28 protein-coding genes and 2 pseudogenes are annotated in these 26639 nt (G+C 69.3%); 14 read left to right on the top strand and 16 right to left on the bottom strand.

The features are described 5' to 3' along the window. The first annotated feature begins 59 nt into the window (after positions 1 to 59). Complete coding sequence (locus tag IE180_RS32435) at positions 60 to 989, top strand: MBL fold metallo-hydrolase (protein ID WP_190160522.1); 930 nt, start codon at positions 60 to 62, stop codon at positions 987 to 989. On the opposite strand, the gene IE180_RS32430 is transcribed toward IE180_RS32435, so the two are convergent. Beyond that, positions 979 to 2367: an MDR family MFS transporter gene (locus tag IE180_RS32430; RefSeq protein ID WP_190160521.1), complete on the bottom strand. Its 1389-nt coding sequence runs from the start codon at positions 2365 to 2367 to the stop codon at positions 979 to 981. The two genes, IE180_RS32435 and IE180_RS32430, sit on opposite strands and share 11 nt — an antisense overlap. Before the next feature lie 125 nt (positions 2368 to 2492). Between IE180_RS32430 and IE180_RS32425 the strand changes: the two genes are divergently transcribed. Further along, positions 2493 to 3251: a phosphoglyceromutase gene (locus IE180_RS32425; protein ID WP_190160520.1), complete on the top strand. Its 759-nt coding sequence runs from the start codon at positions 2493 to 2495 to the stop codon at positions 3249 to 3251. Between the two features lie 83 nt (positions 3252 to 3334). On the opposite strand, the gene IE180_RS32420 is transcribed toward IE180_RS32425, so the two are convergent. Together IE180_RS32420 and IE180_RS32415 are read right to left on the bottom strand one after the other, a co-directional pair. Continuing rightward, positions 3335 to 3631 carry a ribosomal protein L7/L12 gene (locus IE180_RS32420; protein WP_190160519.1) on the bottom strand — a complete coding sequence of 99 codons (297 nt, stop codon included), beginning with the start codon at positions 3629 to 3631 and terminating at the stop codon, positions 3335 to 3337. Beyond that, a pseudogene (locus IE180_RS32415) lies at positions 3624 to 3875 on the bottom strand (tyrosine-type recombinase/integrase); the annotation flags it as partial. The pseudogene IE180_RS32415 and the gene IE180_RS32420, both read right to left, overlap by 8 nt. A gap of 669 nt (positions 3876 to 4544) precedes the next feature. Between IE180_RS32415 and IE180_RS32410 the strand changes: the two are divergent. Continuing rightward, positions 4545 to 5174, top strand: a complete 630-nt coding sequence (locus tag IE180_RS32410) for a DUF4145 domain-containing protein (protein ID WP_190160518.1) — start codon at positions 4545 to 4547, stop codon at positions 5172 to 5174. Between the two features lie 91 nt (positions 5175 to 5265). Here the strand turns inward: IE180_RS32410 and IE180_RS32405 are convergent, their stop codons facing one another. The 6 genes and pseudogenes from IE180_RS32405 to IE180_RS36885 all read right to left on the bottom strand — a co-directional run bounded on the left by IE180_RS32405 (position 5266) and on the right by IE180_RS36885 (position 9825). After that, positions 5266 to 7422 (bottom strand): hypothetical protein, encoded by a 2157-nt coding sequence (locus IE180_RS32405; protein ID WP_190160517.1) that lies wholly within the window; start codon positions 7420 to 7422, stop codon positions 5266 to 5268. A gap of 399 nt (positions 7423 to 7821) precedes the next feature. Continuing rightward, positions 7822 to 8166 carry a GNAT family protein gene (locus IE180_RS32400; protein ID WP_190160516.1) on the bottom strand — a complete coding sequence of 115 codons (345 nt, stop codon included), beginning with the start codon at positions 8164 to 8166 and terminating at the stop codon, positions 7822 to 7824. After that, positions 8163 to 8813 (bottom strand): annotated as a pseudogene (locus tag IE180_RS32395) (GntR family transcriptional regulator). Before IE180_RS32395 ends, IE180_RS32400 begins: the two are co-directional and overlap by 4 nt. A 248-nt stretch (positions 8814 to 9061) precedes the next feature. Further along, positions 9062 to 9241: a hypothetical protein gene (locus IE180_RS32390; protein ID WP_190160515.1), complete on the bottom strand. Its 180-nt coding sequence runs from the start codon at positions 9239 to 9241 to the stop codon at positions 9062 to 9064. Beyond that, positions 9238 to 9429, bottom strand: a complete 192-nt coding sequence (locus IE180_RS32385; protein ID WP_190160514.1) for a hypothetical protein — start codon at positions 9427 to 9429, stop codon at positions 9238 to 9240. The genes IE180_RS32390 and IE180_RS32385 overlap by 4 nt, the downstream gene beginning before the upstream one ends. Before the next feature lie 117 nt (positions 9430 to 9546). Further along, positions 9547 to 9825, bottom strand: a complete 279-nt coding sequence (locus IE180_RS36885) for a hypothetical protein (protein WP_229861139.1) — start codon at positions 9823 to 9825, stop codon at positions 9547 to 9549. 78 nt (positions 9826 to 9903) lie between these two features. On the opposite strand from IE180_RS36885, the gene IE180_RS32380 reads away from it, so the two are divergent. Next, positions 9904 to 10668 (top strand): GntR family transcriptional regulator, encoded by a 765-nt coding sequence (locus IE180_RS32380; protein WP_190160513.1) that lies wholly within the window; start codon positions 9904 to 9906, stop codon positions 10666 to 10668. On the opposite strand, the gene IE180_RS32375 is transcribed toward IE180_RS32380, so the two are convergent. After that, the gene (locus IE180_RS32375) at positions 10665 to 10952 is read right to left on the bottom strand and encodes a hypothetical protein (protein WP_190160512.1); all 288 of its coding nucleotides are present in this window, start codon (positions 10950 to 10952) and stop codon (positions 10665 to 10667) included. The two genes, IE180_RS32380 and IE180_RS32375, sit on opposite strands and share 4 nt — an antisense overlap. Positions 10953 to 11048: 96 nt before the next feature. On the opposite strand from IE180_RS32375, the gene IE180_RS32370 reads away from it, so the two are divergent. Both IE180_RS32370 and IE180_RS32365 read left to right on the top strand, forming a co-directional pair. Next, entirely contained in the window at positions 11049 to 11297 is a 249-nt protein-coding gene (locus IE180_RS32370) for a hypothetical protein (RefSeq protein ID WP_190160511.1), read from the top strand. 870 nt (positions 11298 to 12167) lie between these two features. Then, positions 12168 to 12863: a hypothetical protein gene (locus IE180_RS32365; protein ID WP_190160510.1), complete on the top strand. Its 696-nt coding sequence runs from the start codon at positions 12168 to 12170 to the stop codon at positions 12861 to 12863. Between the two features lie 409 nt (positions 12864 to 13272). Here IE180_RS32365 and IE180_RS32360 read toward each other — a convergent pair whose 3' ends face one another. Both IE180_RS32360 and phoU read right to left on the bottom strand, forming a co-directional pair. Next, the gene (locus tag IE180_RS32360; protein WP_190160509.1) at positions 13273 to 13425 is read right to left on the bottom strand and encodes a hypothetical protein; all 153 of its coding nucleotides are present in this window, start codon (positions 13423 to 13425) and stop codon (positions 13273 to 13275) included. A 92-nt stretch (positions 13426 to 13517) separates the two neighbouring features. Next, entirely contained in the window at positions 13518 to 14198 is a 681-nt protein-coding gene (gene phoU, locus IE180_RS32355; protein ID WP_041130440.1) for a phosphate signaling complex protein PhoU, read from the bottom strand. A 265-nt stretch (positions 14199 to 14463) separates the two neighbouring features. On the opposite strand from phoU, the gene phoR reads away from it, so the two are divergent. Both phoR and phoP read left to right on the top strand, forming a co-directional pair. Beyond that, positions 14464 to 15693, top strand: coding sequence for a two-component system sensor histidine kinase PhoR (gene phoR / locus IE180_RS32350; protein WP_190160508.1), 1230 nt, complete (start codon positions 14464 to 14466; stop codon positions 15691 to 15693). A 5-nt stretch (positions 15694 to 15698) separates the two neighbouring features. Beyond that, positions 15699 to 16370: a two-component system response regulator PhoP gene (gene phoP / locus IE180_RS32345; RefSeq protein WP_466917248.1), complete on the top strand. Its 672-nt coding sequence runs from the start codon at positions 15699 to 15701 to the stop codon at positions 16368 to 16370. A gap of 70 nt (positions 16371 to 16440) precedes the next feature. On the opposite strand, the gene IE180_RS32340 is transcribed toward phoP, so the two are convergent. Then, a complete protein-coding gene (locus IE180_RS32340; protein ID WP_190160507.1) occupies positions 16441 to 17061 on the bottom strand; it encodes a DUF461 domain-containing protein in 621 nt (206 codons plus the stop codon). 662 nt (positions 17062 to 17723) lie between these two features. Between IE180_RS32340 and IE180_RS32335 the strand changes: the two genes are divergently transcribed. From IE180_RS32335 to IE180_RS32310, 6 genes are all read left to right on the top strand, one after another. Then, a complete protein-coding gene (locus tag IE180_RS32335; protein ID WP_003953493.1) occupies positions 17724 to 18206 on the top strand; it encodes a CarD family transcriptional regulator in 483 nt (160 codons plus the stop codon). A 314-nt stretch (positions 18207 to 18520) separates the two neighbouring features. Beyond that, positions 18521 to 19270: a 2-C-methyl-D-erythritol 4-phosphate cytidylyltransferase gene (gene ispD / locus IE180_RS32330; RefSeq protein WP_190160506.1), complete on the top strand. Its 750-nt coding sequence runs from the start codon at positions 18521 to 18523 to the stop codon at positions 19268 to 19270. Beyond that, positions 19260 to 19769, top strand: coding sequence for a 2-C-methyl-D-erythritol 2,4-cyclodiphosphate synthase (gene ispF, locus IE180_RS32325; protein ID WP_190160505.1), 510 nt, complete (start codon positions 19260 to 19262; stop codon positions 19767 to 19769). Before ispD ends, ispF begins: the two co-directional genes overlap by 11 nt. Positions 19770 to 19850: 81 nt before the next feature. Next, the gene (gene cysS, locus IE180_RS32320) at positions 19851 to 21251 is read left to right on the top strand and encodes a cysteine--tRNA ligase (protein WP_190160504.1); all 1401 of its coding nucleotides are present in this window, start codon (positions 19851 to 19853) and stop codon (positions 21249 to 21251) included. Positions 21252 to 21328: 77 nt separating this feature from the next. Continuing rightward, positions 21329 to 22285, top strand: coding sequence for a 23S rRNA (guanosine(2251)-2'-O)-methyltransferase RlmB (rlmB, locus tag IE180_RS32315; RefSeq protein WP_190160503.1), 957 nt, complete (start codon positions 21329 to 21331; stop codon positions 22283 to 22285). A 95-nt stretch (positions 22286 to 22380) separates the two neighbouring features. Beyond that, a complete protein-coding gene (locus tag IE180_RS32310) occupies positions 22381 to 23937 on the top strand; it encodes a DoxX family membrane protein (RefSeq protein WP_190160502.1) in 1557 nt (518 codons plus the stop codon). 68 nt (positions 23938 to 24005) lie between these two features. On the opposite strand, the gene IE180_RS32305 is transcribed toward IE180_RS32310, so the two are convergent. From IE180_RS32305 to IE180_RS32295, 3 genes are all read right to left on the bottom strand, one after another. Beyond that, positions 24006 to 24722 carry a nucleotidyltransferase family protein gene (locus tag IE180_RS32305; protein WP_190160501.1) on the bottom strand — a complete coding sequence of 239 codons (717 nt, stop codon included), beginning with the start codon at positions 24720 to 24722 and terminating at the stop codon, positions 24006 to 24008. Positions 24723 to 24774: 52 nt separating this feature from the next. Beyond that, the gene (locus IE180_RS32300; RefSeq protein ID WP_190160500.1) at positions 24775 to 25185 is read right to left on the bottom strand and encodes a hypothetical protein; all 411 of its coding nucleotides are present in this window, start codon (positions 25183 to 25185) and stop codon (positions 24775 to 24777) included. 236 nt (positions 25186 to 25421) lie between these two features. Beyond that, the gene (locus IE180_RS32295; protein WP_190160499.1) at positions 25422 to 26519 is read right to left on the bottom strand and encodes an ABC transporter ATP-binding protein; all 1098 of its coding nucleotides are present in this window, start codon (positions 26517 to 26519) and stop codon (positions 25422 to 25424) included. Positions 26520 to 26639: the final 120 nt, after the last annotated feature.

Genomic DNA, 26639 nt, shown 5'->3' with positions numbered 1-26639 from the left:
ATCCGGAGGATCGGCTGGAGCATTGAGGGGCTCACCGGCCCCTCCCTACTGTCGGTCGCATGACGAACGAGAGCGCGCAGACCATCGTCCTGGGGGACGTCGAGATCATCCGGGTCGTCGAGTGGCAGGGGCCGTTCGCGCCCGCCCGCACCCTCGTCCCGGACGCCGGGCCCGAGGTGTGGAAGGACAACGAGGAGTGGCTGGCGCCGGACCACTGGGCGCCGGAGAGCGACGACGCGGTCATGGCGCTGCAGACCTGGGTGCTGCGCAGCGGGGGACGGACCGTCCTGGTCGACACCGGCGTGGGCGACGGGCGGGAGCGGCCGCACTCACCGCACTTCCACCGGCGGCAGGACGGTTTCCTCGGCCGTCTGGAGCGGGCGGGCATCGGCCCCGAGGACGTGGACGTCGTCGTCAACACCCATCTGCACGCGGACCACGTCGGCTGGAACACGCGGGACGCGGAAGGGGAATGGGCGCCGACGTTCCCGAACGCCCGTTATCTCCTCCCGGCCGCCGACGACTTCCACTTCGGCCCGGCGAACGCGTACGGCGGCGGCCTCCGGGAGGAGGACCGGCTGATCTACGAGGACAGCGTGGCGCCCGTGCACCGCGCCGGTCTGGTCACGCTCTGGGACGGCTCCCACCGCATCGACGAGAACCTCGTCCTGGAGTCGGCGCCCGGTCACACGCCGGGCTCCGCCGTGCTGCGGCTGGCCTCCGGGAGCGACCGCGCGGTCTTCGTCGGCGACCTCCTCCACAGCCCCGTGCAGATCCTCGACCCGACGCGCGCGAGCTGTTTCTGCCTGGACGCGGCGGGGGCGGCGACCAGCCGCCGCCGGATCCTCGAACGGGCGGCGGACGACGGGGAACTGGTCGTCCCCGCGCACTTCGGCGGGGCGGGCGCCGCCGAAGTGCGCAGGGAGGGGACGGGGTTCGCCCTGGCCGGCTGGGCGGCCCACGACGGGACGGCCGGGGTCAGGCGCTGACGGAGGAGGGCGCGGCGCCTTCGGCGGGGGCGCCCTCGGCGACGGGAGCGGACGGCACCGGGGCCTGGGCCACGGGGGCGGGGGGCGCGGGGTCCTCGGCGACGGGGGCGGAGGGCGCGGGGCCCTCGGCGACGGGAACGGCGGGCACGGAGTCCTTCTCGGTCTCCTCGGAGAGAGCCCTCCGCAGCCGCGTGAAGTACCCGACGGCGGCGGCGACGCCGATCGCGGTGGTCACGGCCCAGAGGACGTCCGGCCCGGGCCCGTCGACGATCGCGCCGGCGCCGATCGGGGCGACGAAGCCGGCGACGGCCCAGGACATGCCCATCACGCCCTGGTAGCGGCCCCGGGCGTGCTCGGGGGCGAGGCGGGCGGTGGCGGCGGCGTTCGTCGGGACGTGGATCATCTCGCCGACCGTCCAGACGACCACGGTCGCGGCGAAGGCGACGGGGGAGCCCGCCAGGGCGGTGGCGCCGGTGCCGAGGGCGAAGAGGAGGGCGGAGAGGGTCAGCAGCAGGACCGGGGAACGCTTGTCGGTCAGCTTGTTGACGAGCAGTTGGAAGCCGACGATCACGATGCCGTTGACGGCGATGACGACGCCGTACGAGGAGGGGGCAAGGCCCTGGCCCGCCATGGTGAGGGGCAGGCCGATCCACGGGGCGGTGAAGACGAGGCAGACGAGGAGGTTGAGGAGGACGAGCGTGCGGAAGGGCGCGTCGCGCAGCACGGTGAGCATGCTGACCTTCTCCTCGGCGACCGGCTCGCCCTGCTTGTCGACGGCGGCCTCGGGACGGGTCTCGGGGAGCCGGAGGAAGACGATGACGGCGCAGAGGAGGGTGGCGACGGCGTCGACGACGAAGAGGGTGCGGTAGCCGAGGAAGGCGGCGGCACCGCCGCCGATGGAGGCGATGGCGAAGCCGAGGTTGAGGGCCCAGTAGTTGAGGGCGTAGGCCCGGCGCACGTCGTGGGCGGGGACCATGTCGGCGATGGTCGCGTTGATGGAGGGGCGGACGGCCTGCATGGCGGCGCCCATGAGGAGCACGACGAGGGCGATGCCCCAGGCGCTGGTGACGAAGGCGAGCAGCAGGGCGCAGCCGGCGGCCGCGAGGTGCATGGAGACCATGGTGGGCCGGCGGCCCCAGCGGTCGGTGAGCATGCCGCCGAGCGGGGATCCGGCCACGCCGCCGAGGCCGTGGAGGGCGACGACGAGTCCGGCGAACCAGGCGGAGTGCCCGAGCTCGACGGTCAGGTAGAGGGAGAGGAAGGTCAGGACGAAGGCACCGGTCCGGTTGACCAGGGTCGAAAGCCAGAGCCACCAGAAGCCCTGGGGAAGGCCGGAGACCGTCGCCCGGGCTGATCGTCTGAGCGAATCGATGGACATGTGTGGCGGCCCCCTGTGGTGCGTAAGCCCTGCTTCCGGCTCTCGTAACTTACGCATCTCATACGTCGGACGCCAGCGAATTGACGACGCGCGTCAATCGTCAGCGGTCTATTAGGCTCGTACGCATGGCCGACGCACCGTACAAGCTGATCCTCCTCCGCCACGGCGAGAGCGAGTGGAACGAGAAGAACCTGTTCACCGGATGGGTGGACGTGAACCTCACCGCCAAGGGCGAGAAGGAGGCGACGCGCGGCGGCGAGCTGCTCAAGGACGCCGGCCTGCTGCCCGACGTGCTGCACACCTCCCTCCAGAAGCGCGCCATCCGCACCGCGCAGCTCGCCCTCGAGGCCGCCGACCGCCACTGGATCCCGGTCAGCCGCTCGTGGCGCCTCAACGAGCGCCACTACGGCGCCCTCCAGGGCAAGGACAAGGCCCAGACGCTCGCCGAGTTCGGCGAGGAGCAGTTCATGCTGTGGCGCCGCTCGTACGACACCCCGCCGCCGGCCCTGTCCGACGACAGCGAGTACGCGCAGGCCCACGACGCCCGCTACCAGACGATCCCGCCGGAGCTGCGCCCGCGGACCGAGTGCCTCAAGGACGTCGTCGAGCGGATGCTCCCCTACTGGTACGACTCGATCGTCCCGGACCTCCTCGCCGGCCGCACGGTCCTGGTCGCTGCCCACGGCAACAGCCTCCGCGCCCTGGTGAAGCACCTGGACGGCATCTCGGACGCCGACATCGCGGGCCTCAACATCCCGACGGGCATCCCGCTCTCCTACGAGCTGGACGAGAACTTCAAGCCCCTCAACCCGGGCGGCACCTACCTCGACCCGGAGGCCGCGGCGGCCGCCATCGAGGCCGTCAAGAACCAGGGCAAGAAGTAACTCTTACCCAAGAAAGAGCCCCCTACCTGCGGTTTCTCCGCTGGGAGGGGGCTTCTTCGTGCTCCGGGGCCGTCTGTGGGCCGTCAGGGGGACGGGGCCGTAATCTCGGCGGACTCCGGTTTCTGCCTGGCTTCGGCCCAGGCGCCGGCGCTTCGCAGTACGGCGACGGCATCGTCGGCTAGGTCCTCGGGCCAGGTGTCCAGGACGGTGACGGGAACCTGACGCGTGAGCACCCTGCTGTGCCAGAGGCTGAGCCCCGTCACCTGACGTACGGCCCGGACCACGTCCACCTCACGCGGCCCGCAGTCGAGGAGCACGACATCGAAGGCCGGGTCATCGCAGATCAGGGTGATGTACTCGGTCTCGTCCCCGTCATTCATCCCGCCCCCCAGTTCCTTGGTGGCGGGGAGCGTACGCGCCCTCGAAGACGTCAGCCACGGCTTTTCGGGTGCGCTCCCGGCTGCTCGGCATGAGGTGCGCGTACACGCGCAGCGTCAGGCCGGGGTCGGAGTGCCCCAGGTACTCCGCCAGGGCCTTGATGTTCTCTCCGGCGTCCAGGAGCACCGAGGCGTAGAAGTGCCGCAGCGCGTGCATCCCGTGCTCACGCGCGGAGGCGTGGCTCTGCTACCCCTTCTCCCGCTCCGGCACCGGCTCGGAGAGTACATCCCGGGTCCAAGGCGCAGCCCTACTGACCGACGGCGCTGGGCGACTCGCGACGACCTTCCGCTCAACCGACTGGCAGGGCTACATGACCTTGCTCAGCCACGGTGGTCCCCACGACGTGCTCCGGCAGGTCCGTGAAGCGGAAGCATCCGACTCCGACCTCAGCCGATGGCCGCGAAGCAAACAGCATGACGACGCCACGATCGCGTACATCCACCCATAAGGGCACTGGAGTTGTTACAGATTTCTCTACCTCATCAAGGCACCCGCCGCGCACGGCGCGGCGCGCGCGGCCCGTCGCCCGGGCCTGCGCTCCTGTCTCCGCCCCCGCTCCAGCCCGACCGCCGGCCGCACGCCTGACGGCTCAGATTGATGGGAAACCCCTCTGTGACTGGAACCGGTCGGCTCCACGGCTTTAGCCACCTCCCCGGTCAGGGACCCGCGTCGAGCAAGACCAGGGGGCCACTCGATCACATTGCGGTCAGGCCCAAAGCCTGACCGAGTTGCCAACCAGCGTACGGCCCCCTACTCATGCTCGACCCCAGCCCGGGCAGGCCACCGGCCAAACCCGCTCCACCGACCTTTCGGAAAGACGCCCGTCAGCTCCTGCCGCCCAACTATTCTCTTTTCATGCCTTGGGACGAACGATACTCATTCCGAGACTGCCCTTGGTGCGGTCTCACCAATACTCGACTCACGACTATCAATGTCGACCAGCAAGTGGTTAACAAGTGGGGCGAGCGCAAGTTCTGGGCGACACTCGGTTGCCCAGCATGCGGCAACGCCGTCTTGGTGCGTCACGGGGTCCCCGACAGTGATGACACCAAAGCCTACGAGGTAGTGCCGACTTCATCTCACGCCAAGACAGCCATCAACCACCTGCCAGAGGACGTGGCACGCTATTACAATGACGCCCTGCTTGTGCTTCGCGTCGGAGTGCCAGACGCCGCTGCTGTTCAACTCAGGCGCACGTTGGAAGCTGCCGCAGCTCACTATGAGATCCGAGAAAAGATTCTCATGAGGAGCATCGAAAAGCTGATCTCCAACGGCCACGTCACGCAATCATTTGGGCCGCTGCTCCACCACATCAGATCTATCGGTAATGTGGGCGCTCATGCGAGCGATGAGCGGGTGGACCAAGAAACTGCAGAACGGGCACTTCGTTTCACTACCCAACTACTGCGCAATCTATTCGAAGTTCCAGGTGAACTTAAAGAACTAACGAAGGGCGGAACGGAAACGACGGCCCGCTCGCAGTAAGGGCAACTCTTCATCCTGCGGGCCCTGTCGTCCTCGGAAACGGCAGGGCCCGATGCGGCAGTCAAGCGTACCGATTCCTCAGCTAACGCCGCTATCGCGACCCGAACTCGACGAGTCTACGACTGACCGCTACCACCGCATCCGACATTTCAAGATCGCGGAGCTGGGGCCGCGAAATCCCCAGCTTGGCGAACTCCGTAAGGTCAAGCAAGTACATACTGTTTCGCAGCTCGACACAGCCAATGCTTTCTAGGAAATTTAAGGCCGTACGCGCTCGACGATTCTCGCCGATCACGAGATTGTCTACGAATGGCTGGTAGAGCGCAGCCTCACCCTTCTTCGCATCCTTGAATCGCAAAACAATGCGCCGCATCTCAAGGTAAAGCGCTGATGCTTCGTGAGCGTTCGAAAGAAGCTCGGAAGGGTTTAGCTTCTTCTGGTACTGCGTCCAAGGGTAGGTCAATTCATCACACAAAACGTGAAGATGCGTGGACTCTACCCTGATTTTTACGTTATCGCTGATGAGGTTTGCAACGTTCAACAGCACCGGCATTTCGGACTCATCCGATGTGCCGAAGACTTGAATATCCCTAGCCATCACGAGAAGGTCGTGGCAAGAGATGAAGACGCTTGGCCCGAACTTAAAGGAGCTGCCTTCACCCCCAAGCATCACCTCCGGAACCTCGTAAATCGTCGCATGGCTCAGCTCGCGCGGGAACGTCAAGGTCGAATTTCCCTCATGCGAGGCGAAGACCAGAGGGCCCATGGTAGTAGGCGCTACACCTTGCAAACTCGACGATACCGCGTAAGAAGAGAGGATCCTATTTCCGGATCTCGAAGCGGTGAAATGAAGAGTTTCCCCTGCGATACACATCGACTTGAAAGATTCATAGAGAGCGCCGAACAGCTCGGAGTGACACGAGCTGACTGGCTCCCCTTGAACTCGCGTTAGAGCGTGCGTGAAATAGGCAAACATCGGAGAATGCTTCCACTCAGAGGAGAGCAATCGCCTCCGAATGACCGCCCCGGAATCGCCTGCGGTAGTGACGCTCGCTAGAGAGCGTGCAGTGACGTAATCACGGAAGATTACATTGAACCATCCAGAGCCCCGCACGAAGGGGTGATTCACCAACTGCGCCGTAACGGCGACTTCATAGGGCTCCCTCAGGCGATCGGGAAGAATTGCTGGAAGCTCTACCGCAGTCGAAATATTCTCGACGTAATCAAGGAGGCGCGTGCACTGTTCCTCAGGGGTGTAGAGCGCGGCTGGCAGCCTCTGATCCCCGAAAGACTCGAACTCGGAGGTTTCAATAAATTGGGTTACGAACTTTTCTTGCTCCCGAACCAATAGGTGATCAATTACCTGTGCGACGAGGTGCCAATGCGCTGTGCCTTCCGCCGCTCCTGAAGATGAGAAATCTCGATGCAGCGTTGTGAAATTATCCACCGCCAGAAATTCTGCTGCAACATCCAGGACGGGAGCGTAGCCGAGGAAATCTCGAACAGGCGGATCTTCCCAGATATCCGAGCTTTCGCTAGAGATGACAGAAGCCAGCAGAGAAAACAGAGTGTCCCGCGCCCTTTCATAGGGGCGCTGGTATCGGCGATGTACGGCTTCCTTCCCTGAGGCTGCATACACCTCAACCATGCGGGAATCCAAATACGTCTCAGCCTGAAAGCGCCCGAAAGGGAGGATTTCAAAGTGGGAGTATTGGAGGCCTCGCTCTCTAAAGAGGTCGGTCAAAGACCTTGCACTTTCGGCCCGAGATAGCATAATCATCGCAGGCCTGTCCGACATATCGGAGGCAGTCTCTGCGACGTCTCGGAGGAAGGCCTGAAAATTTGCCGACCCAGATCGAATCTCCGCCTCATCTAGAGCGTCGATAATAAGAGTCGCTCGCCCGCCTTTCATTTCCTCGACAAAGCGGCCAGCTTGCCCCGGACCCATTGACTTCCACAATGCGCCTTCAAGTGCGTTACTTCCTACGTGAAGTGTCGAGAGGTCGACGATAGGAGCCTTGAGCTTGTGGCTCAGGTAACGTGCCGCAGTGGTTTTTCCCACGGCAGCTGGCGCTGTGATGAGAATGAGGGAGGGGGTCACCGGATTACTGGCATGCGCGATACGCATCTCGGGGATGACGTAGTTTGCCTTCGGCGCGCGTTCTTCGCGTACGCCCTTCGACTCAGAGATGAGGCCGGCCCACGTTCCCTGCGTTCCGCAAAGATTCGCCAGATCACTAAGAAACACGCTCGCTCCCCACCCGCAGATCACCTGAACTCACATGCTTAACATGGCAAGCCACCCCCTGTCTGCTGATCTGATTCTTTGCCTGGCTCGGGGGTGATATGAGGTTTTTGTTACCATGAGCCCCAAATCTCGGACGTGGCAGCGCAGGTTCACCCGCCCGAGTGCCGCCTCCGCACATCGCTCGAGCGCGCGGCAATCAGCTCGGTGACTAGGTGTTGCGGCGCACAGGGCAATCAAGGGAACCGTCTTCGTTCTGCACGCCGTAGCGCCTGATCGACCCAGCGGCCTCGTGCTGGCACCCGGGGATCACTAAAACTGCGGAAGTCATACGTGCACAAGTCCAGGGATGAAGCCCCGGACTGGGTCCGGGGCTCCTCCTTGTTGCTGGGGTATCGCTCGTCAGCCGAAGGCCGCCGCCGACAGCGTGGGGCCGATGACATCGGCGCAGGTGTCCGGGGCCGGAGCCAACAGGCGGTGCGCGCGGCTTTCCGCTACGCGGAGTGTGCTCCGCAAGGCTTCGGTAAGGTCCGCTGCCAGCGCGCTCAGCTCTTGCAGGTCAAGCTCATCTCGGCCGAGTACGTCGGCCACGTAGTCCAGGAGCTCAGCTGCCAAGCCGAGGTGGAGCGCTTCGGTTTTGTCGGCCAGGCGGGACAGGTGGCTGTTGTCGTCGTCGGTGCTCAGGTAGCAGGGCTTCCCGTCGGGGCCCGACCACGGGAGGAGGCGGAACTCGCTGTGGGCTGTCATCCTTCCGTTCCCCTCCCTTCGGTCGTGTGATGGGTGATGAAGAGTGCGTTGGCGCGGTCGCCAGGGAGGACCAGGCGGGCCGCCTCGACCACGCGGCCGGTGGTGTCGGATGAGACGCGAGTGATCGCGAGGACGGCCAGCGTCGAGCTGATCCGGAGGGTGGAGGCCTCTTCCGGGGTGGGGAGTCGGGCCGTGACCGTTTCTCGGGTGTCCGCCCACCCGGGTCGACACCACGGCAGTTCGGCCGGCGTCAGGTCTTGCGGCACGTAGATGCGGGCCAGGCTGTGCGGCGACTCGCTCTGGTGAGTGAGGTAGAGGAACTCCGTCAGTGGCGTGCGCGAGGGGACCTTGAGTAGGGGGATCAAGTCGCCGCGTGCTCAGAGGTTGGTTGTGCGGATCGTGACGTGGAGGTCTGCGTCCGGGGTGAGGCGGCCTCCCGTGTACGTAAGTCTGCGAAGGGGGTGGCGGACGAAGTTGCCCTTGCCGTGGATCTTCTCGATCAGGCCCTCGGCCTGGAGGAGCGCCAGGGCGCTGCGCAGGGTCGGGGTGCTGACCTTGTAATCCGTGGCGAGTCGGGGCTCCGAAGGGAGGCGTTCGCCGGCCTTGAGGTGGCCAGCGGTGATCTGGGTCCTGAGGTCGGCGGCGATGGCGTGGGGAGGGACGGCATGGGGCGATCACCACCTTCTGAGCACCCGTAAGGTGATCAGGCGCGTACGGGTGTGCATCGTCAGGAGTTCGCCCGACTCGAAGAGAAGGCGCTTGGCTCCGGCGGGCAGTTGGCGGAGGTCAGCTACTCGGCACGGTTGGCCGCCAATTTGGATCACGCCGCCGCGCTGCACCGTGGCCGTGGTGATCTCGTCCGGGGAGGCGAGTACGCCGCCCGAAGGAAAGCCGTTCACGAGGCCGCCTCCGGCGCCGTGTCCGCGGAGTGGCAGGAGCAGCCGCACGCCTCATAGACGACCGGGATGCCGATCGGCGCCGTCCTCGGGGAGGAGTGCGCGCACTCATGGTGCGTGCCGATCCGGCACGCGCTGGACCAGTAGGGCGTGGTCACCGCCGTGGGGACGCGGGTCATCCGTGGGCCTCCGCTGGCGCGAAGCAGGTGCGGGCGAGGAGGTGCTGTGGGACCGGTGGCGAGCTCTGCCGGGTGCGCTGCTCGACGGCCAGGACGTACGGGCGGACGAGTGTCGTCTCCTCGCCGGGGAGGAGGTCCGTGCGGTTTCCGAGCTGCAGCAGGAACAGGGTCAGTTCGTCGGACGGCATGGGAAGGACGAGCGTCGGGCGGGTCGTTAAGGTCTCGCGGTGCCGGGCCCTTTGGGCGTACCGCTCTCTGGTGCGCCTGATGGCGCGGCGGATACGGTTGAACACGCTGATCAGCTCCTATCGCTGATGGCCAGGTCCCCGGACAACGCCCGTCGCGGGGACCACTTTGTTCACGGCGGCCCAGAGCGTGCGGCCGCCCAGGCTGGTGGCCAGGAGACCGAATCGGTCCGCCGCAGCCACGACTTCCAGGACCTCCCGCCATGTCTCGGCGGGGAGGGACTCCGGTACCTCCGCTTCGATCGATGTATGCCGCGGGTGCTCTTCCACGCGTGTGGTGAGTCCGACGGCTGACAACCGGGCGGCGAGGGCCTCCGCGCTTACTTCTGGAGCAGGCACAGGGCAGCCTCCGTCACCGGCGATCACTTTGAGTGAAGCTAGTTAACTAGATTAGAGCTAGTGGACTAGATTTTCTATATGCCTGAGCAGCCGCCCTATCTCCGCATCGCCGAGGAACTGCGGCGGCGGATCGCGGAGCACGAGTGGACTCCTGGAGACCGGCTGCCCTCTCGGGCCCAGATCGGCCAGGAGTGCGGGGTGGGCGAGAACGTCGTCCGTCGGGCCCAGGAGTTGCTGATCTCCCAGGGCGTGTTGGAGGGGCGGGCCGGGTCCGGGACCTACGTGGCCGAGCCCCGGCGCCGGGTGCGGATGGTTCGGTCTGCGGCGCGCGAGCAGCCTGACGGGTCGCCGTTCCGGGCCGACATGAAGGCCGTGGGTAGGAAGGGCGGCTGGGAGAGCAGGACCGATGCGAAGGTGCCCGCGCCGGTGGAGATCGCTGCACGGCTCGGGATCGATGAGGGTGAGCTGTGCGTCCGGACGGTGTACGAGTTCCTCGCCGATGGACGCCCCGTGCAGCTGTCCACGAGCTGGGAGCCGTACGACCTCACCGGCGGGACCCTCGTCGTCCTTCCCGAGGGCGGGCCGCATGCCGGGGCCGGTGTTGTGAACCGGATGGCCGAGATCGGCGTCACGGTCAGCCATGCCGTCGAGCAGCCGGAACCTCGGCAAGCGACTGCCGAGGAGGCTTCACTTCTCGGGATCCAGAAGGCCGCGCTCGTCACGCACATCCGGCGGACGTACTACAGCGACCAAGGGCGTCCTGTGGAGACGGCGGACATCGTCGTACCGGCCGCCCTGTGCGAGATCGTCTACGAGATCCCCATCAGTCGGAGCCAGTCCTAGACTGACTCTCCTGCGTCAGTCGTGATGGCTCCCATCCACCAGCCTGGTTTGTCGCTTGCCTCCCAGCGGATCGCGAGCGGTCGGCCGGCCAGTTCCTCGGCCTTGTCGTGTGCGGCTGTCTGAGCTTCGGCGAGTTCGCTGTCAGCCTTGGGCTCAGCGAGGTAGCCGTCGACGATGCCGCCGGAGAAGTACATGGCATAGCGCCACACGTCGGGCGTGCGGTACAGGACGAATGTCTTCGGTGTCCCGAGGCTGTCCCGCCAGTCTTTTCGCCTTCTCCCCATGCCCGCACGGTAGCGGTGGCCGCCCAGGAGCCGCCTGTCTGTTTCGGCCCGGGTATCGTCCGTCCCGGCCGGTAGTGGTTGATGGGGGTGGGCGGCATGCACAACGAGCGGCACGACGAGCGGCTGTCCGATGAGGAGCTGGAGCTGTTCGTCCAGTACCTGCACCGGTTCGCCAACCACGACGTGGACATCTGCCTGGCGCTGGAAGCCGGAGACGCCGAGAACCCCGTCTACGTGATGTTCGGCAGGGACTATCCCCCCGTCGGGGACGCCTCGGACTATCGGCGGCCGTTCGCGGATCGGCGGCAGCCGACATCCACGGCTGACATCAACGACGGTGGATGACGGCAGTCCCCCACGGCTCCTCGCGGCGTCTGCGAGCAGTAGCCCGACCCTGACGGCGTCAGACCGATCGAACTCCTAAAGAGGTGTTCTCACCTGTTGCGCGCCCCAATGCCCCTGCGGACAGGTGTCATGCGCCCGCATGCGCCTTCCGCAGAGCCAGGAGCGCTCGACACACTCTGCTGGTCTGTCCGTCTGATGGCACCAGGGGGAGTAGTGGCTCGAACGCAGTCCAAGTGCGGAGCGCTCACGCAGAAGGGGACTCGGTGTCAGCGCCTTGCCATGATCGGAGCGTCCAGGTGTGACCGCCACCGCGGCGAGTGGTCCTCCTACGAGGTTCAGAAGCGCAAGGCGAAGAAGAAGCGGAAGTAGCCGGCCTCTGGGCCGTGTCTGGGCCGTGGAAGGGCGATCGAGGGCGGCCAACCGTGACAGATCATGACCGCTGAGCCGCAGGTCAGGGGCCAACAGCCCGATACCACCCCAGGTCGGATCAAGAACCAGGGCAAGAAGTAACCCTGCCCACGAAGAAGCCCCCTTCCCGCGGCAAGGACCGCGGGAAGGGGGCTTCTTCGTGCGGCGGGGCCGTCCTGCGGGCCGTCAGGACGACGGGACCGCGCGGCGCCCGGGTCGACGGGCGGCGCGCCGTCATGCGGCCGGGGCGGTACGCGTCGTCGGGGCGCAGGGCAGGCAGGGGCGAGGGGGGGGGAGCCGTCCAGCCGTGGGGCGCGGGCCCCTTGTTCCAGGGACTGTCCGGAGGGCGTACCAGGTGTGTGACATCGCGGGGTGAGGAGCTGTGCCCGGAAGCGGGGCGTTGCTACGTTCCGGCCAGGGGGCGGCCGTGTGGACGGCCGCCCGTGAAAGAGGGGCTTCCCGATGAACGCCGACCGTCTCAGACCCGTCGTCCTCGCGCTCGCCGCCGGCGCGCTCGCCGCCGTGCTCACCGGGTGCCAGCAGGGCGGTGCCGCCGCCGGTGGTGCCGCGCCGAGCGCGCCGGCCGCGAGCACCGCGGCTCCCGGATCGGCCGGATCGGGCGGGGCGGGTGAATCGGCCGGATCGGGCGGATCGGGCGGGGGCGGCACGCCGACCGCCGCTCCCACCGCCGCCCCGACCGTCGCTCCGGCCGTGAAGAAGCCGGCCGCCCCGAAGACCTCCGAGCCCGCGCCCGCACCGAAGCCCAAGACCACCGCGCCCGCACCCGCCTGTGTCGACTCGACGCCCGGGCCCGACGACGTCGACCCCGACGAGTTCGCCCTCTACCGGATCGAGGAGCTCGACGGCAGTACGGGCAAGGTGAACCTCGTGGTGCAGCACGGGGCTTGGGGGTGCGGTGCGGCGGACTCCGACGGAGGGCCGTTCGTCGTCACCGGTGAGGAGAGCCGCTGGGCCCTCGACCAGGCCGCGTACGTCACCGCCACCAACCCGATCGTCGCCGGCACCGAGAACCGGCGGATCGGCGTGCAGGAGCTGATCGACTGGGTGAACGCCCACCCCGACTCGGGGCTGGTCTTCCGGTACGAGACCGGGGGCGACGGGGCGGTCCACCGTCTCGAAGAGGTCTTCACCCCGTAGGACCGCCCGTCCCTGCGCCGGACGGGTGAGGACGAAACCTTCCGGCCGCGGTGCGCAGCTCGTGGGGTGGGGGAGAGGGGCCGGGACGGAGCGCCCCCGGTCGTCTCCGTCGAAACGGGACCCCGCGCGTCTCCGCCGTTCCGTCGCCGCCGTCTGCGGCGCGCTCGCCCTCACCGCCGCCCCGGACGCCGCCGGCCCGGAACGCCTTCGAGCAGGCCTTCGCGCCGCACGACGACACCGACGCGTACGCGGTGGTCTTCACCGGGACCGACCGCGGAGGCCCGCGCCTCCGGGGAGAACGCCCGGCTGCGGCTGATCGTCGGCGTGCTCGATGGGCAGGGGCGGTGGGGGCCTGTGACACAGGGGCGGGGGTGGGGTGCGGAAGCCGCGCCCCACCCCCGCCCACCGGTCAGCCCGAGCAGCCCCCGCACTGGCACGGGGAGCCCGACTGGCAGCCGCATCCGCAGCCCGAGCCGCAGCCGCAGGCGCCGAGCACGGGCAGGAACACCGCCTCACGCGGCGGCTCCGGCGTGGAGTCGGTCGGCATGGGGGAATCGGCCATGGGGGTCCCTCCCTGTTCGAGGCGGACTTCGCCTCCCCCCATTGCATGCCCGCCCGGACCGGCGCATCAACGGCGCACGGGCGCCCGTGCGCCTACGCGCCCTCCACCGGCGCGTCCGCCGCCTGCAGCTCGTCCGCGTGCTCCCCCGTCACCAGGTACACGACGCGCTTCGCCACCGACACCGCGTGGTCCGCGAACCGCTCGTAGTACCGGCCGAGCAGCGTCACGTCCACGGCCGTCTCGATGCCGTGCTTCCAGCGGTCGTCCATCAGGTGCTGGAAGAGCGTCCGGTGCAGCAGGTCCATCTCGTCGTCGTCCTGCTCCAGCTGGAGCGCCAGGTCGACGTCCTTCGTGATGATGACCTCCGCCGCCTTCGCCATCAGGCGCTGCGCCAGCTGCCCCATCTCCAGGATGGTCGCGTGCAGGTCCCGCGGCACCGCCGTGTCCGGGAACCGCAGCCGCGCCAGCTTCGCCACGTGCTGCGCCAGGTCGCCGGAGCGCTCCAGGTCGGCGCTCATCCGCAGCGAGGTCACCACGATCCGCAGATCCGTCGCCACCGGCTGCTGCCGGGCCAGCAGCGCTATCGCCCGCGCCTCCAGGTCGTGCTGGAGGTCGTCGACCTTCTGGTCCGCCGCGATCACGCTCTCCGCGAGCTTGAGGTCCGCGTCGAGCATCGCCGTCGTGGCGCGCCCGATCGCCGACCCGACGAGCCGGGCCATCTCGACCAGGCCCTCGCCGATCGAGTCCAGTTCCTCGTGGTACGCGTCCCGCATGGATGTCCCTCTCTACGCAAAGCTCCGGGGTCCGGGTGGGGCTTCGGACCCCCACGCTCCCACGTTCGGCCCCCTGTGCGTCCGGTTCCACCCCCTGATGTGAACCGGCACTTTCCCCCAGGTGAACTCTGGGCGACGCGCGCCGTTCCGCCCGCCGGGACAAATGAACCAGCCGCATCTCCTCGGTGAACTCTGGGCGACGACTGTTCGAGCAGCCACTCGGACGGCTGGGAGAGTGTCCCTGAGCCCGCATAACCTTGGGGACATGGACGTGAACGCGGCGGTCGCCGCATTGGCAGCGATCGCCGGCGTGTGCACCGGCGTGATCGCCATGCTGGCGTTCCGCTGGAGCGAGCGCGACCACGCGCGCCCCACCCGCTCCTCCCTGCACACCGATGCCGTGCTCCCGCCCGGCGTCGACACCGTGCTGTCCGTGCTGCGCTCCTCCGCGGTCGTCCTCGACGAGAGCGACTCCGTGGTGAAGGCCAGCTCGGCGGCGTACGCGCTCGGCCTGGTCCGAGGCGGCAAGCTGGCGGTCGAGCCCATGCTCAACATGGCCCGCGACACCCGCCGCGACGGGGAGATACGGCAGGTGGAGCTGGACCTGGCCCGGCGCGGCAGCGGACGCGGCGAGGCCCTCGCCGTCTCCGCCCGGGTCGCCCCGCTGGGCTCGCGGCTCGTGCTGCTCCTGGTCGAGGACCTCACCGAGGCCCGCCGCATCGAAGCGGTGCGACGCGACTTCGTCGCCAACGTGAGCCATGAGCTCAAGACTCCCGTCGGCGCGCTCTCCCTGCTCTCCGAAGCGGTCATGGACGCCTCGGACGACCCCGAGGCGGTCACCCGCTTCGCCGGCCGGATGCAGATCGAGGCGACCCGCCTCACCAACCTCGTGCAGGAGATCATCGACCTCTCCCGCGTGCAGAACGACGACCCGCTGGACGACTCCGAGCCGGTCTCCGTGGACGAGCTCGTCGCCGAGGCGATCGACCGCTCCCGGCAGCCGGCCTCCACCAAGCAGATCACCATGGTCTCCGGCGGCGCCGCCGGCCTGCACGTGTGGGGCAGCCGGGGCCAGCTCGCCGCGGCCCTCGGCAACCTCGTCGAGAACGCCGTCAACTACTCACCGGCCCGTACGAGGGTGGGCATCGCCGCCCGCCGCGTCGCCGCGCCCGCCGGCGACGTGATCGAGATAGCCGTCACCGACCAGGGCATCGGCATCCCCGACAAGGACAAGGAGCGCGTCTTCGAGCGCTTCTACCGCGTCGACCCGGCGCGCTCCCGTGCCACCGGCGGTACGGGACTCGGCCTGGCCATCGTCAAGCACGTGGCCGCCTCCCACGGCGGGGAGGTCACCGTCTGGAGCACCGAGGGCCAGGGCTCCACCTTCACCTTGCGGCTGCCCGAGGCGGGCGCCGTACGGGACCGCCGGCCCGACTCTTCCGCCACCCCCGATCTCATGACCGAACCGCTTCCCGCCCCGGAGGTCCTTCCGTGACCCGAGTGCTCGTCGTCGAGGATGAGGAATCCTTCAGCGACGCCCTGTCGTACATGCTCCGCAAGGAAGGCTTCGAGGTCGCCGTCGCGGCCACCGGGCCCGACGGCCTCGACGAGTTCGAGCGCAACGGAGCCGACCTCGTCCTCCTCGACCTGATGCTTCCGGGCCTGCCCGGCACCGAGGTGTGCCGCCAGCTGCGCGGCCGCTCGAACGTCCCGGTGATCATGGTGACCGCCAAGGACAGCGAGATCGACAAGGTCGTCGGCCTGGAGATAGGGGCCGACGACTACGTGACCAAGCCCTTCTCCTCGCGCGAGCTGGTCGCCCGCATCCGCGCGGTGCTGCGCCGCCGCGGGGAGCCGGAGGAGGTCGCCCCGGCGGCCCTGGAGGCCGGCCCGGTCCGCATGGACGTCGACCGCCACGTGGTGACGGTCTCCGGCGGCAAGGTCGACCTGCCGCTGAAGGAGTTCGACCTCCTGGAGATGCTGCTGCGCAACGCGGGCCGCGTGCTGACCCGCATGCAGCTCATCGACCGGGTGTGGGGCGCGGACTACGTCGGCGACACCAAGACCCTCGACGTCCACGTCAAGCGCCTCCGCGCCAAGATCGAGCCGGACCCGGGCGCGCCGCGGTACCTGGTGACGGTGCGGGGCCTGGGGTACAAGTTCGAGCCGTAGACGACCGTCGTGCACGCGCCGAAGGGGCGCCCCCGTCCGGGGGCGCCCCTTCGGCGTACGTCCGGGTGCCTCAGTGACCGGCGGTCGTCGGCTCGCCCGACGGCGTCGCCGGGGAGGCCGGCGTCGCCGGCGTGCCGGTCGGCGTGGCGGCCGGGGCGGTGGTCGGGGCGGCCGGGACGGCCTCGGGGCCGAAGTCCTTGAAGTAGCTCGTCGCCGGGACGATGAAGGCGTTCAGGGCGACGTCGCCGGTCTTGCTCAGCTTGAAGACGACGTTCTGGGCGTCGCCGTTGCGGGCGGCCTCGGAGCCGTTCTCGATGACGGCGGAGGCGTTGCCCTTGCCGCCGATCAGGACGGAGCCGTGGGCCGGGACGGTGATCGGGCCGGTGCCCTCGGCCGCCTTCAGCTGCACGACGGCCTTCGTGCCGGGCAGGGTGATCGCGTCGATGGTCTGCGGCGTGCCGCCGTTGTTGAAGACGCTGGCCGAGACGACGGCCGGGCCCTTGGCGCCGGGCTCGGGCTGGGTGACGACCAGCGCGTTCTGGATCTTGACGTCGTCCACCGTGACGGCGGCGTTGTCCGGGCGTACTTGCAGCGTCTGCGCGTCGTTGCCCGCACCACAGGCGGACAGCGCGGCGACGGAGAGAGCGATGGCGGTGGCGGCGAGGGCGCCGCGTCGAAGGCTGCGGCTCACGGCGGCGGCATCTCCTAGGACGTACGGACGGGCGTGGGAACCGAGGGACAGCTAAGGGTGTGTCAGCGCGCTTAGGTTACCGAGCCTCGCTCCGCGTCCCGCACCCGACCCGCCCCTAACCGGACGGAGCCGTCTCCGGGGGCGCTGCCGGGGGCCCGCGGGGGCCCTCCCGCGGCTCGCCGTCGGCCGGTCGGCGCGCTCGTCGCGTACCCGCCCATGTGGCCGGATCACGACCCATTGACCTGTTGTTCACATAACCGCCTTGATCAATTCGGAGGCGTCCCCGCATTCTCCGCAGCCGCTCCCGGGGAAAATCCCGCACCGGTGTCGCTTGATGTCCACTGATCAATTTCGGGAATCACCCCCGCATGCCCCCGTGCGGGTGAGCGATCCTCGAACGGAGTAGGTGAAGAAGGCCACTCCGAACCAGACAAAACGGGGCATCAGGCCCTCTCGGGGAGCCTCCGGGTAGGTGTAACGTGCGCGTTTCTCTCCGTCCGCACAGCCGCTCCGACCTGCGAATACCGTCCTCCGGAAGCCCTCCGCAGCACGTCCGTGTCGCCGTTGTCAAGCCCCGAGATATGCCCTGACCTGCGAAAACGCCATTCAGAAGAAGCCGAATCCGTGTTACCCTGGATAGCCACGGAAGGGGTACCTGTCACATGACGTTCAAGGTTGGCGACACCGTGGTCTATCCCCATCACGGGGCCGCGCTGATCGAGGCCATCGAAACTCGCCAGATCAAAGGCGTGGACAAGACCTACTTGGTGCTCAAGGTCGCGCAGGGCGACCTGACGGTTCGCGTGCCGGCGGACAATGCGGAGTTCGTCGGTGTTCGCGACGTGGTCGGTCAGGACGGGCTGGACCGGGTCTTCGAGGTGCTGCGCGCGCCGTACGCCGAAGAGCCGACGAACTGGTCCCGTCGCTACAAGGCAAATCTCGAGAAGCTCGCCTCCGGCGATGTCATCAAGGTCGCCGAAGTGGTGCGCGACCTGTGGCGTCGTGAGCGCGAGCGCGGACTTTCCGCAGGTGAGAAGCGCATGCTCGCCAAGGCTCGGCAGATTCTGGTGAGCGAGCTGGCCCTCGCGGAGAACACGAACGAGGACAAGGCCGAGGCCCTCCTCGACGAGGTCCTCGCGTCCTGAGCCGCGACTCCGCGGTGCAGCACGTGAAGTGGCGAATGTAGTGAGCGATGCCGCGGTGCCCGCTGGCGTACTGTGATCCACACAGTGCTGTCGCCGGGCGCTGCGGCATGTCCGCATACCCATGCGGCCCGTCCACGTGACCGCACCGCTGCAGTGACCCGCACCCCCTGAACTTCTCCACGTCCGAGCCCCTGTGCCGACGCGGCCACGCCTCGACCGTCGTCACGGAAAGGGCCCGGTCAAGGCGGAGCGTCCGGCACGGTGAAGGCCATACCCATGTCGGCCGCGGAAACAAACCTGCCGGAGTGCAACCGATGTCAGACGAAGAGCGTCCCCGTCGTACCGCCGTGGTGATCCCGGCCGCAGGGCGGGGCGTACGCCTCGGCCCGGGCGCCCCCAAGGCGCTCCGCGCGCTGAACGGCACCCCCATGCTCATCCACGCCGTCCGCGCGATGGCCGCCTCCCGCGCGGTCTCGCTCGTCGTCGTGGTCGCACCCCCCGACGGGGCGGCCGAGGTCAAGAACCTCCTCGACGCCCACGCCCTGCCCGAGCGGACCGACTACCTCGTCGTCCCCGGCGGCGAGACCCGCCAGGAGTCCGTCCACCTCGGCCTTCAGGCGCTTCCCGAGGGCGTCACCACCGTCCTCGTCCACGACGCGGCCCGCCCCCTGGTCCCCGTCGAGACCGTGGACGCCGTCATCGAGGCCGTACGGGACGGGGCGGTCGCCGTCGTCCCCGCGCTGCCCGTCGCCGACACCGTCAAGGAGGTCGAGCCGGCCGAGAAGCCCGGCGACCCCGAGCAGGTCGTCGCCACCCCGGTCCGCGCCCGCCTCCGCGCCGTCCAGACCCCGCAGGGTTTCGACCACGACACCCTGGTCAACGCCCACGCCACCGTCGCCCTCACCGGTGAGGGCGCCACCGACGACGCCGGCATGGTCGAGAAGCTCGGCGCGCCCGTCGTCGTCGTGCCCGGCCACGAAGAGGCCTTCAAGGTGACCCGCCCCCTCGACCTCGTCCTCGCCGAGGCCGTACTCGCCCGCAGGAGGGCCAACGATGGCTTCTGAGCCGCCGCTTCTTCCCCGGACCGGCATCGGCACCGACGTCCACGCCTTCGAGGAGGGCCGCGAACTGTGGTGCGCCGGCCTGCTCTGGGAAGGCCCCGACAGCGACGGGTACGGCCTCGCCGGGCACTCCGACGGTGACGTCGCCGCCCACGCCGCCTGCGACGCGCTCTTCTCCGCCGCCGGCGTCGGCGACCTCGGCGCCCACTTCGGGACCTCGCGCCCCGAGTGGTCCGGTGCCTCCGGCGTCACCCTGCTCGCCGAGGCCGCCCGCATCGTGCGCGCCGAGGGGTACGAGATCGGGAACATCGCCGTGCAGGTCGTCGGGGTCCGCCCCAAGATCGGCAAGCGTCGCGACGAGGCCCAGAAGGCGCTGAGCGAGGCGGCGGGCGCACCCGTCTCCGTCTCCGGCACCACCACGGACGGACTCGGCCTCACCGGCCGCGCGGAGGGCCTCGCCGCCCTCGCGACCGCCCTCGTGTACCCCGTGGCCCGCTCGTGAGCCGCCGGTGCCGGTGAAAAACGTCATCCGTGACCCCGATCAGGTCGCGGGGCACCACCACGCGCCCACTACCCTGGTGTGGTGACCATTCGCCTGTACGACACCAGCGCCCGGCAGATCCGTGACTTCACCCCGCTCACGCCGGGCCGCGTCTCGATCTACCTCTGTGGTGCCACCGTGCAGGCGGCCCCGCACATCGGCCACATCAGGTCGGGGCTGAACTTCGACATCATGCGCCGCTGGTTCGCGTACCGCGGCTACGACGTCACGTTCGTCCGCAACGTCACCGACATCGACGACAAGATCATCAGGAAGGGCGCCGAGCAGGGCCGTCCCTGGTGGTCCATCGGCTACGAGAACGAGCGCGCGTTCAACGCCGGTTACGAGGCGCTCGGCTGCCTCCCGCCGACCTACGAGCCCCGCGCCACCGGTCACGTCCCCGAGATGATCGAGATGATGCGGGGCCTGATCGAGCGCGGCCACGCCTACGAGGCGGACGGCAGCGTCTACTTCGACGTGCGCTCCTTCCCGGGGTACCTGGAGCTGTCCAACCAGGACATCGACGACCTCCGCCAGCCCGCCGAGGAAGGCATCACCGGCAAGCGCGACCCGCGTGACTTCGCCATGTGGAAGGCGACCAAGCCGGGCGAGCCCGACTGGGAGACGCCGTGGGGCCGCGGCCGTCCCGGCTGGCACCTGGAGTGCTCGGCCATGGCCCACAAGTACCTGGGCTCAGCCTTCGACGTCCACGGCGGCGGCCTCGACCTGATCTTCCCGCACCACGAGAACGAGATCGCCCAGGCCAAGGCCTTCGGCGACGAGTTCGCCCGGTACTGGGTGCACAACGCCTGGGTCACCATGAGCGGCGAGAAGATGTCGAAGTCGCTCGGCAACAGCGTGCTGGTGTCCGAGATGGTGAAGAACTGGCGCCCCATCGTGCTCCGCTACTACCTGGGCACCCCGCACTACCGCTCGATGATCGAGTACAGCGAGGAGTCCCTGCGCGAGGCCGAGTCGGCGTTCGCCCGCATCGAGGGCTTCGTCCAGCGCGCCACCGAGAAGGCCGGGACGACCGTCGCCCCCGCCGCCGAGGTGCCGCCCGCCTTCGCCGAGGCCATGGACGACGACCTGGGCGTGCCGCACGCGCTGGCGATCATCCACACCACCGTCCGCCAGGGCAACAGCGCCCTGGCCGCGGACGACAAGGACGAGGCCATCGCCCGCCTCGCCGAGGTCCGCGCCATGCTCGGCGTCCTCGGCCTGGACCCGCTCGACCCGCACTGGGCCGAGGAGTCCGGTGGCGGCGAGGAGCTCCACGGCGTCGTCGACACCCTCGTGCGCCTCGTGCTCCAGCAGCGCGAGTCGGCGCGCGAGCGCAAGGACTGGGCGACCGCGGACGCGATCCGCGACCAGCTGGCCCAGTCCGGCCTCGCCATCGAGGACAGCCCCGACGGCCCCCGCTGGACGCTGGGCAACCGTTAGAAGAAGTGCCGCTCGGGACTCCGGGCGGCACACTTCAGTTACAGACTTCGTACGTCAGCAGAGGAAATCGGGTAGTCATGGCCGGGAACAGCCAGCGCAGGAACCGTCGCACGTCCAACAAGAAGGGTGCGACGGTCGGCAGCGGTGGCCAGCGGCGCAAGGGCCTCGAAGGCAAGGGCCCGACGCCCAAGGCCGAGAACCGCAAGGGCCACAAGGCGTACCGCGTCTCCAACGCGATGGCCCGGAACGCGGCCAAGCGCAAGCCCGTCGTCCGCCGCGGCGGCAAGGGCCTGTCCGAGATGGTCGTCGGCCGCAACCCGGTCTTCGAGGCCCTGCGCGACGGCGTGCCCGCCACGACGCTGTACGTGCAGCAGTTCATCGACAACGACGAGCGCGTGCGCGAGGCCCTCAACCTCGCCACCGGCCGCGGCAACATCAACATCATGGAGGCGCCGCGCCCCGAGCTCGACCGGATGACGAACGGCCTCAACCACCAGGGCCTCGTCCTCCAGGTCCCGCCGTACGAGTACGCGCATCCCGAGGACCTCGCCGCGGCCGCCTTCGACGACCACGAGGACCCGCTGATCGTCGCCCTCGACGGCGTCACCGACCCGCGCAACCTCGGCGCCGTCGTCCGCTCCGTCTCCGCCTTCGGCGGCCACGGCGTCGTCGTCCCCGAGCGGCGCGCCGCCGGCATGACCGCCGGTGCCTGGAAGACCTCGGCCGGCACCGCCGCCCGCACCCCGGTCGCCCGCGCCACCAACCTGACCCGCTGCCTGGAGCAGTACCAGAAGGCCGGCCTCACGGTCGTCGGCCTCGCCGCCGACGGCGACCGCGAGGTCCACGAGCTGGAGGAGCTGGCCGGCCCGGTCGTCATCGTGGTCGGCTCCGAGGGCAAGGGCCTCTCCCGTCTCGTCGGCGAGACCTGCGACTTCCTCGTCCGCATCCCGATGCCGGGCGGCGCCGAGTCGCTCAACGCCGGTGTCGCCGCCGGTGTCGTCCTCTACGAGGCGGCCCGCCGCCGCATGGGCTGACCCGAACGAGGGACGCGCCCCGGCCGTGATCTTGACGGGTCTCGGACATTTGGCAACCGTCAAGGCAGTGTCCTAACCGCACATCACTCGGTTAGATGAGTGTGGACACCAGAACGCCCCGGCCGGGGTTCGACGATCAGCCCGCGCTGAGCATGGTCAAGGTGGATTCCGATCCCGCCCAGGTGATCGTGAACCACGCCAGCTTCCGTGTGCGGCTCGCGCCGGCCCCGCAGCCGAAGTTCGCGGCCCGTACCGCCGCCCTGTCCGGAGCGGGCGCGGCCGGCCCGCGCCGTCGCCCCGTCGTGTGGACCGGGAAGTCCGCGCCGGGCGCGACCGGCCTCCTCCAGGCCGTGCGCGAGTCGTCCGTCTCCACGCTCGAACCCCCCGGGCACGGCGGCCACGGCGTCGGGGACACCCAGGCCATCCCGCGCGTCGACACCACCACGGCCACCCCGGTGGTGCCCGCCGGGGCCCCGCCCCTGCTGCCGCCGATGCGCCGCGCCGAGGGCGCCTACGACGAGCTGTACGACCTCGGGCCCGAACCCGCCGAGCCGTACGAGCAGGACGAGCCGGGCGCCCGGACCGCGCAGCGCCACGGACAGGACAACGTCCGGCACGCCTACTACCCCGGACGCCGGATGAACCTCGGCGTCGTCCTCCTCCCGCTCCGCGTCTTCCTGGGCTTCATCTCCATCTACGCGGGCATGGGCAAGCTCTGCGACCCCGTCTACTTCGACGGCGGCGAGCGCGGCTCCATGGTGAAGTGGCTCAACTCCCTGCACCCCTGGGCGCTCGCCGAACCGCTGCGCGACTTCGCCCTCCAGCACCCCGTCGGCGCCGGACTCACCGTCGCCTTCCTCCAGGTCGTCGTCGGCGTCCTCACGGTCCTCGGACTCTGGCAGCGCGTCGCCGCCGTCGTCGGCGGCCTGCTCTCCGCCGCCCTCCTCCTGACCGTCAGCTGGAAGACCGTCCCGGTCTACGACTCCGCCGACATCATCTACCTGGCCGCCTGGTCCCCGCTGATCATCGCCGGCGCCCCCGTCTACTCCCTCGACGGCCGCCTCGCCGGCGAGGCCTGGCGCACCCTCGGCCCCCGCGCCGAACTCTGGGACCTCCGCCGCCGCGTCACCCGCCGCAGCACCCTCCTCGCCGCCGTCGTCGTCGGCCTCACCCTCCTCGTCGGCTCCGTCCTCGGCGGCGCCGTCCGCTCCACCGAGATGGTCACCGTTCCCGGCCCCAACGACGACCCGATCAACCACCTCCCCGGCCGGCCGCTCCCCCAGGAGCCGACGCGCAGCGCCCCGTCGAAGGCCGCCTCCACCGCGCCCGAGCCCGCCACCGCGACCAGCGAGGCGCCCGTGCGGAGCGAGGAGGAGACCCAGGAGGCCACCCGCCCCACCGAGTCGACCCGCGAGTCCACCCGGACCCAGGAGCAGCGGCCGACCGCCACCCAGGGCACGAGCACCGGCGGCACCACCAGCCGTACGCCCCCGAAGTCCGAGCCGGCGCCGCCGCCCACCACCAGCGACAGCCCGGCCGGCACCACCGGCGGCACGACGAGCGGCGGTTCGACGGGCTCCACCAGCACCCCGTCCGAGAGCGGCTCGACGACGGGCGGCGCGCGGAACCCGATCGGCGGCCTGCTGGGCTGACGCCGGTACGGGAACGGGAAGGGCGGCACCGCGAGGAGGCGGTGCCGCCCTTCCCGCGCGTCCGCGGGTCAGGCCTTCCGGGCGGCCAGTTCCTTGGCGGCCTCCGTCAGGTCCTTGGCGGTGTCGATGGCCCTCCAGTACGCGCCGTGGGGCAGCGGGAAGCCCGCCAGGCGGCGTTCGCGGGCGAGGCGGGGGAAGGTGGCCCGCTCGTGGTCGCCGACGTCGGGGAGGAGTTCGGCGAAGGCCGCGGAGAAGACGTACACGCCCGCGTTGATCAGGAACGGCGAGGGCGGCGCCTCGATGAAGTCGGTGATGTTCCCGAAGGTGTCGGTCTCGACGGCGCCCCACGGGATGCGGGGGCGGGCCAGGGCGAGCGTCGCGAGGGCGTCCCGCTCCGTGTGGAAGGCGGCCATCTCGCGCAGCGAGAAGCGGGTCCAGATGTCGCCGTTGGTGGCGTACCAGGGCCGGTCCGGGGCGGGCAGGTGCGTGGCGGCGTACTTGAGGCCGCCACCGCGGCCGAGGGGTTCGGTCTCGACGACCGTCGTCACCCTCAGCGGCAGGTCCGCGGAGGCCAGCCACTCCTGGAGCACCTCGGCGAGGTGGCCGCAGGAGACGACGGCGTCCGTCACGCCCTCGGCGGCCAGCCAGGAAAGCTGATGGCCGATGATCGGGGTCCCGGTGCCCGGGATCTCGACCATCGGCTTGGGGCGGTCGTCGGTGTACGGGCGGAGCCGTGAGCCCTGGCCGCCCGCCAGGACCACGGCCTGCGTCGGAGTGGTGTGCATACGGGGAACGATAGGCGCCCGGTATGCGTCAGGCCGTTCAGCGCGCGTGCGTTCAGCTCGCGCGCATCACGCCGGTCGCGTACGAGGTGTCGCAGACCGGGCGGGAGAAGGACTGGGCGCGCGCGGGGCCGTAGTGCTCCACGGCGGCGCGGCCGAGGGCCCGGGCGATGGAGAAGCAGTGCCGGGCGAGGGAGGGCCGGTTCTCCACCTCGCGCTGGAGGTGGGTGAGGGCCGTGCCCGGGTCCTTCTCCTGAAGCTCCGCGAGGAGCTGGTCGCGGAGAATATCCTGTGGGGCACGGGACTTGGCCCGGGTGGAGACGTCCGTGGAGGACGCGGTGAGCTGGGTCCCGGAGTCCTGGCCGGCCCACGGAACGGCGGACACCGCGAGCGTTCCCGAGAGCACCAGGACGACGGGCAGGACGAGGGCGAGAGAGCGGCCGATTCGGCGGGCAGTGTGCGTCACGCAGGCGAGCGTAGCGGCCGGTAGTGATATGGCGACATTTAGTCACTCTCGCGAGGGATGGTTCGAGGCGGCTTTTCGAATTCCGTGTTGACGCGAGGGCGGGACGGGGCCCCGAATGCCGGGGTTTTCCGGGGTAAGCCCGTTTAAACGAACGGCCCCGCATCTGCGACAGATGCGGGGCCGTACGGCAGAGCCCGGGGCGCGTCCCGGTCGCCGCGACGCGCCCGTGGACGTTCTCAGCCGCTGAGGCGCTCGCCCGTGGAGGTCGAGAAGACGTGCAGCTCGGCGGCGCGCGGGACGACGTGCAGCGTGGAGCCCTTGGCGGGCACGTCACGGCCGCCGACGCGGACCACCAGGTCCTTGTCCTCGCCGCCGACGCGGGTGGCGCCGTACACGAAGCCGTCCGAGCCCAGCTCCTCGACGACGTTGACCGTCACCGCCAGGCCGTCCTTGCTCGTCGGGCCCGAGACGTCGAAGTGCTCGGGACGGACGCCGACCGTCACCGTGGTGTCGCCCTTGGCGGACGCGGCGGCGATCGCGTCGCGGGAGACGGGGACGACGCTGTTGCCGAACTTCACGCCGCCGTCGGTGATCGGGACCTCGACCAGGTTCATGGCCGGGGAGCCGATGAAGCCGGCGACGAAGAGGTTCGCGGGCTTGTCGTACATGTTGCGCGGCGAATCGACCTGCTGGAGCAGACCGTCCTTCAGGACGGCGACGCGGTCGCCCATGGTGAGGGCCTCGGTCTGGTCGTGGGTGACGTAGACCGTGGTGATGCCCAGGCGGCGCTGCAGACCGGCGATCTGCGTACGGGTGGAGACGCGGAGCTTGGCGTCGAGGTTCGACAGGGGCTCGTCCATGAGGAAGACCTGCGGCTCGCGGACGATGGCGCGGCCCATCGCGACACGCTGCCGCTGACCGCCGGAGAGCGCCTTCGGCTTGCGGTCCAGGTACTCGGTGAGGTCGAGGATCTTCGCCGCCTCCTCGACCTTGGCGCGGATCTCGGACTTGTTGACGCCCGCGATCTTGAGCGCGAAGCCCATGTTGTCGGCGACGGTCATGTGCGGGTACAGCGCGTAGTTCTGGAACACCATCGCGATGTCCCGGTCCTTCGGCGGCAGGTGCGTGACGTCGCGGTCACCGATGCGGATGGAGCCGGCGTTGACGTCCTCGAGACCCGCGAGCATGCGCAGGGAGGTCGACTTGCCACAGCCGGAGGGGCCGACGAGGACGAGGAACTCGCCGTCCGCGATCTCGATGTCGAGCTGGTCGACGGAGGGCTTGGTGGCACCCGGGTAGACCCGGGTGGCCTTGTCGAACGTGACGGAAGCCATGGTGATGCGTCCCTTCACCGGCAGGAACGTGCCGGACGATCCGAGTAAAGGAAGGATTGAGGTCTAGTCCACCAGGGTGAACTCCGGGCGACGCTACCTGGCGAAGGCCGATCTGTCAGC

It is taken from the genome of Streptomyces litmocidini, assembly GCF_014649755.1.
Lineage (GTDB): Bacteria > Actinomycetota > Actinomycetes > Streptomycetales > Streptomycetaceae > Streptomyces > Streptomyces litmocidini.
This window is presented reverse-complemented; position numbering and strand designations above follow the sequence as displayed.

What these genes read in the sequence shown, in the direction of transcription:
- IE180_RS32295 (WP_190160499.1), bottom strand. Translation starts at nt 26,519, where the DNA reads ATGGCTTCCGTCACGTTCGACAAGGCCACCCGGGTCTACCCGGGTGCC.
- phoU (WP_041130440.1), bottom strand. Translation starts at nt 14,198, where the DNA reads ATGCGGGACGCGTACCACGAGGAACTGGACTCGATCGGCGAGGGCCTG.
- IE180_RS32390 (WP_190160515.1), bottom strand. Translation starts at nt 9,241, where the DNA reads ATGACCCGCGTCCCCACGGCGGTGACCACGCCCTACTGGTCCAGCGCG.
- IE180_RS32420 (WP_190160519.1), bottom strand. Translation starts at nt 3,631, where the DNA reads ATGAATGACGGGGACGAGACCGAGTACATCACCCTGATCTGCGATGAC.
- IE180_RS32310 (WP_190160502.1), top strand. Translation starts at nt 22,381, where the DNA reads ATGAGTGTGGACACCAGAACGCCCCGGCCGGGGTTCGACGATCAGCCC.
- ispD (WP_190160506.1), top strand. Translation starts at nt 18,521, where the DNA reads ATGTCAGACGAAGAGCGTCCCCGTCGTACCGCCGTGGTGATCCCGGCC.
- IE180_RS32335 (WP_003953493.1), top strand. Translation starts at nt 17,724, where the DNA reads ATGACGTTCAAGGTTGGCGACACCGTGGTCTATCCCCATCACGGGGCC.
- IE180_RS32365 (WP_190160510.1), top strand. Translation starts at nt 12,168, where the DNA reads ATGAACGCCGACCGTCTCAGACCCGTCGTCCTCGCGCTCGCCGCCGGC.
- ispF (WP_190160505.1), top strand. Translation starts at nt 19,260, where the DNA reads ATGGCTTCTGAGCCGCCGCTTCTTCCCCGGACCGGCATCGGCACCGAC.
- IE180_RS32360 (WP_190160509.1), bottom strand. Translation starts at nt 13,425, where the DNA reads ATGGCCGATTCCCCCATGCCGACCGACTCCACGCCGGAGCCGCCGCGT.
- IE180_RS32305 (WP_190160501.1), bottom strand. Translation starts at nt 24,722, where the DNA reads ATGCACACCACTCCGACGCAGGCCGTGGTCCTGGCGGGCGGCCAGGGC.
- IE180_RS32385 (WP_190160514.1), bottom strand. Translation starts at nt 9,429, where the DNA reads ATGCCGTCCGACGAACTGACCCTGTTCCTGCTGCAGCTCGGAAACCGC.
- IE180_RS32430 (WP_190160521.1), bottom strand. Translation starts at nt 2,367, where the DNA reads ATGTCCATCGATTCGCTCAGACGATCAGCCCGGGCGACGGTCTCCGGC.
- IE180_RS32435 (WP_190160522.1), top strand. Translation starts at nt 60, where the DNA reads ATGACGAACGAGAGCGCGCAGACCATCGTCCTGGGGGACGTCGAGATC.
- IE180_RS32375 (WP_190160512.1), bottom strand. Translation starts at nt 10,952, where the DNA reads ATGGGGAGAAGGCGAAAAGACTGGCGGGACAGCCTCGGGACACCGAAG.
- IE180_RS32380 (WP_190160513.1), top strand. Translation starts at nt 9,904, where the DNA reads ATGCCTGAGCAGCCGCCCTATCTCCGCATCGCCGAGGAACTGCGGCGG.
- phoR (WP_190160508.1), top strand. Translation starts at nt 14,464, where the DNA reads ATGGACGTGAACGCGGCGGTCGCCGCATTGGCAGCGATCGCCGGCGTG.
- IE180_RS32410 (WP_190160518.1), top strand. Translation starts at nt 4,545, where the DNA reads ATGCCTTGGGACGAACGATACTCATTCCGAGACTGCCCTTGGTGCGGT.
- rlmB (WP_190160503.1), top strand. Translation starts at nt 21,329, where the DNA reads ATGGCCGGGAACAGCCAGCGCAGGAACCGTCGCACGTCCAACAAGAAG.
- IE180_RS32370 (WP_190160511.1), top strand. Translation starts at nt 11,049, where the DNA reads ATGCACAACGAGCGGCACGACGAGCGGCTGTCCGATGAGGAGCTGGAG.
- IE180_RS32425 (WP_190160520.1), top strand. Translation starts at nt 2,493, where the DNA reads ATGGCCGACGCACCGTACAAGCTGATCCTCCTCCGCCACGGCGAGAGC.
- IE180_RS32400 (WP_190160516.1), bottom strand. Translation starts at nt 8,166, where the DNA reads ATGACAGCCCACAGCGAGTTCCGCCTCCTCCCGTGGTCGGGCCCCGAC.